Annotated in this window: 3 protein-coding genes and 1 riboswitch; of the genes, 1 reads left to right on the forward strand and 2 read right to left on the reverse strand. The window is 66.6% G+C overall.

The window, feature by feature from the left end; translation table 11 throughout:
• Together AC5RUJ_RS12775 and serC are read right to left on the reverse strand one after the other, a co-directional pair.
• Positions 1-811: hypothetical protein (locus tag AC5RUJ_RS12775; protein ID WP_494155955.1), on the reverse strand; the 811-nt coding region annotated here is incomplete at its 3' end.
• Positions 812-979: 168 nt separating this feature from the next.
• Positions 980-2113, reverse strand: coding sequence for a phosphoserine transaminase (gene serC, locus AC5RUJ_RS12780; RefSeq protein WP_494128092.1), 1134 nt, complete (start codon positions 2111-2113; stop codon positions 980-982).
• A 248-nt stretch (positions 2114-2361) separates the two neighbouring features.
• Between serC and AC5RUJ_RS12785 the strand changes: the two genes are divergently transcribed.
• On the forward strand, positions 2362-3057 hold the full coding sequence (locus AC5RUJ_RS12785) for an iron-dependent transcriptional repressor DtxR (protein WP_494001767.1): 696 nt from the start codon (positions 2362-2364) through the stop codon (positions 3055-3057).
• 99 nt (positions 3058-3156) lie between these two features.
• Positions 3157-3370, forward strand: a riboswitch (cyclic di-AMP (ydaO/yuaA leader).
• Positions 3371-3486 lie beyond the last annotated feature (116 nt).

The raw sequence follows: 3486 nt of genomic DNA on the forward strand, positions 1-3486 counted from the left end.
CTGCCTCAAAATCCGGCAGGCATTCCGCCGGCAGGTCCGCGCAGCCGCGGGCCAGCGCCTTCGCCCGCGGCAAGTCCAGGTCCCCGCGGCCCATCGCCTCAAGAGTGCCCGGCAGGTGCGTGCAGATCTGCCGGGCATCGGCCAGCATGGCCCGCGCCGCCGCGTCACCGGTGCACAGATGCGCCGAGACCTCCTGGTGCGCGAAGCGGGAAAAGCCTTCCGGGTCCCGGTCCCCGCCCACACCGGGACGCAGCCGGGCGAAGCGGTCCAACGCCTTCACCCGGCACGACTGCACCCACGCCTCCACCCGCGCGGCAGCCAAAAGATAATCCATGGTCTGCACGTCATCCAGTTCCGCCGGCTCCACCACCGCCAACAAACCGGCCAGCACGGCAGGCACCCCCACCCCGCCCTCGGGCATCACAGGCTCGCCACCGGCGTCCTCCGGCACCACGGTCAGTCCTACCCCCTCCTCGGTGGTCCCGGCCGTCGGTTGTCCGGCGCCAGATTCCTGGGATGCTCCGGGATCCTCGGATACGGTTGGCTGCCCGCCGCCGTCGGCTTTGGTTGGCGAGGGAATCTCTGCAGTGTCGGCCGCCTCGGCGGCGGCAGACGCACCAGGGTCAGCGGCCGCCGAGTAGAGTCCGGCGCGATCAGAGCTGATGCCATACCGGCGGAGCAACGCTTCTGCCACCACGTGCTGCAGCAGCGCTTCCAGCAGGGAACTGTCCGGACGCGAAGGCACACCAAGGTCCATCACCAGTCCCTGTCCCGGAACCGGGAACCGAAGCTCGTCGCCCTCGCCCTCCATATCCTCACGCTACCGGCTGCCTCCGACAGTTTGAGGGGCGAGCGTTCAGGCTCGCTGGACGGCGGGACGCGGCTGGCGCAACGCCCTACGCAACTGCTGCCAATGCGAAAGGTCCGGCCGCCGCGAACGGTAGCCGGACCTTTGCGAAACGACGCGAGGTCGGGGGAATCAGCCCTTGACCCGGTCCACCACGTAGTCGATGCAGGCCAGCAGCGCGCTGACGTCCTCCGGCTCCACGGCGACAAAGGTGGCGATGCGCAGCTGATTGCGGCCGAGCTTGCGGTACGGCTCCACGTCCACCACTCCGTTCGCGCGCAACACCTTGGCGACCGCCGCGGCGTCAACCGACTCGTCGAAGTCCACCGTCGCGATGACGTTCGAGCGGTGCTCCGGGTTCGCCACGTACGGGGTCGCCACGGCGGAAGCCTCCGCCCACTGGTACACCCGTCCTGCCGAATCGGCGGTCCGGGCGGAAGCAAAGTCCAAACCGCCGTTGCCGTTCAGCCACTCGATCTGGGCGTTGAGCGTGACCAAGGTTGCCAGCGCAGGCGTGTTGTAGGTCTGGTTCTTCAGCGAATTGTCGATGGCCGTTTCAAGATTGAGGAAGTCCGGAATCCAGCGGTCGGTGGCACCGATCCGGGCGGCCCGTTCCAGCGCTGCGGGGGAGAAGACGCCCAGCCACAGGCCGCCGTCGGACGCGAAGTTTTTCTGGGGCGCGAAGTAGTAGACGTCGCTCTGGGCGACGTCGACGTCGAGCCCGCCCGCGGCGGAGGTGGCGTCGATGAGGACCAAGGCGCCGTCGTCGGCACCCTTCACTCGCTGCACCGGAGCCGCCACGCCGGTGGAGGTTTCGTTCTGCGCCCACGCATAGACATCCACGCCGGCCTCAGCCCGCGGCTCCGGCCGGGAGCCGGGTTCCGAGGTGATGATGCTGGACTCGGCCAGGAACGGAGCCTTGTTGGTGGCCGCGGCGAACTTGGAGCTGAACTCCCCGAAGGACAGGTGCTGGGCCTTCTGCTCGACCAGTCCGAAGGTTGCAACGTCCCAAAACGCCGTCGAGCCGCCAACGCCCAGGATGACCTCGTAACCCTCCGGCGCCTTGAAGAACTCCTTGAGCCCTTCGCGGACGCTGCCCACCAGATTCTTCACCGGTGCCTGGCGGTGCGACGTGCCCAGGAGGTTCTTGCCGGCGGCGACCAGGGCGTCGACCTGTTCCGGGCGCACCTTGGACGGCCCGGCGCCAAAGCGCCCGTCTTTCGGCAGCAGGTCGGCGGGAATGCTGATGGACTGGGTATCGCTCATGAATACCTTTCCTGGCGTGGTGGCAATGATCTCGATGGCGGTTCGCCGTTGAACGCCCGTTTCATTCTGCCTCAACGCCGAGGGCCGCCGTTAGTTGCAGTGGCCATTGTTGCGTTGGGCGCCCGACGCGTCAGCCCGCGGCGAAGCTGCCGGTCCGGCAAGGAAAACAGGCTAGGCTGGGGAGGGGAAAACACCCTCATGCATGCTGCTGGAGCAGCCTTTTCACCGCGCCGAGGAGCAAGAAGCCATTGACTGATCTCATCGACACTACCGAGATGTACCTGCGCACTATCCTCGAGCTCGAAGAAGAGAACATCGTCGCGCTGCGCGCCCGGATCGCCGAGCGGCTGCGCCACTCGGGCCCGACCGTGTCGCAGACGATCGGGCGGATGGAGCGGGACGGACTCGTGGTCGTCACCGGCGACAGGCATCTGGAACTGACCGAGCTGGGCCGGCGTAAAGCCACCGAAGTGATGCGCAAGCACCGACTGGCCGAGCGGCTGCTCTCCGACGTCATCGGACTGGACTGGGCCTACGTGCATGACGAGGCCTGCCGCTGGGAGCACGTGATGAGCGAGCGGGTGGAGCAGCGGCTCTACGAACTGTTGGGCAGGCCGACGGTTTCGCCGTACGGCAACCCCATCCCCGGCCTGGAAGCGCTCGGGGGCCAGCCGGCCGAAGAGTTCACCACCGGCGTGCTCAATCTGGCGCAGGCCATGGGCAGCTACACGTCCGACAAAGAGGTGAGCATCGTCAGGCTGGCGGAGCCCATCCAGGTGGAACCGGAACTGTTGCTCCAGCTGGAAGAGGGCGGTTTGAAGCCGGGCGCCAGCCTTCAGCTGGAGACCGCCGGCGAGTACATCTCCGTGCGCGTGCCGGGGATCGAAGGGGCCTTGGAGCTGCCGCCGGAAGTCGCCGCGCACATCTTTGTATCAATGCGATGAAACGTTGACCCTTGAAAACACGCACCCCGGATAACGGATTTATTACTTTCGGGGAGTTTTACGTATAGTTGACCCGGGCATCGAGACATCGATTCCCACACCCTTCGCAAGCCGAACCCTGTCGGCGGAGGCGTGTATCCGTGAGACAGGGGCGGAGGACCCACCAAGCGGCAGTTTGTTCGCTGCCTTGGGGTGAAGCCGCAGCGGGCAAAGCCTCGGTGAATCGTTCCACCGGCGCTCTGTGCGGTGTGGCCGAGTTTTCTCTTGACTCGAATCCGACAGCTAACTTCGCAGGCGCTTTGGGAGAGGTAACAGAATTTTGGCAGGACACAAAGCCTCGGGACGGCGCCGTTCAACCGCCCCGGCCGAACACTCACGCCCTCGTGCCGCAACGCCCGGCCGACGCCGCGCCCAGCCGGCGCCGTCTCC

The organism is Arthrobacter sp. Y3223164, assembly GCF_059091005.1.

Bases quoted from the DNA above. Each gene is read 5' to 3' on its own strand.
- serC (WP_494128092.1), bottom strand. From the start codon at position 2,113: ATGAGCGATACCCAGTCCATCAGCATTCCCGCCGACCTGCTGCCGAAA.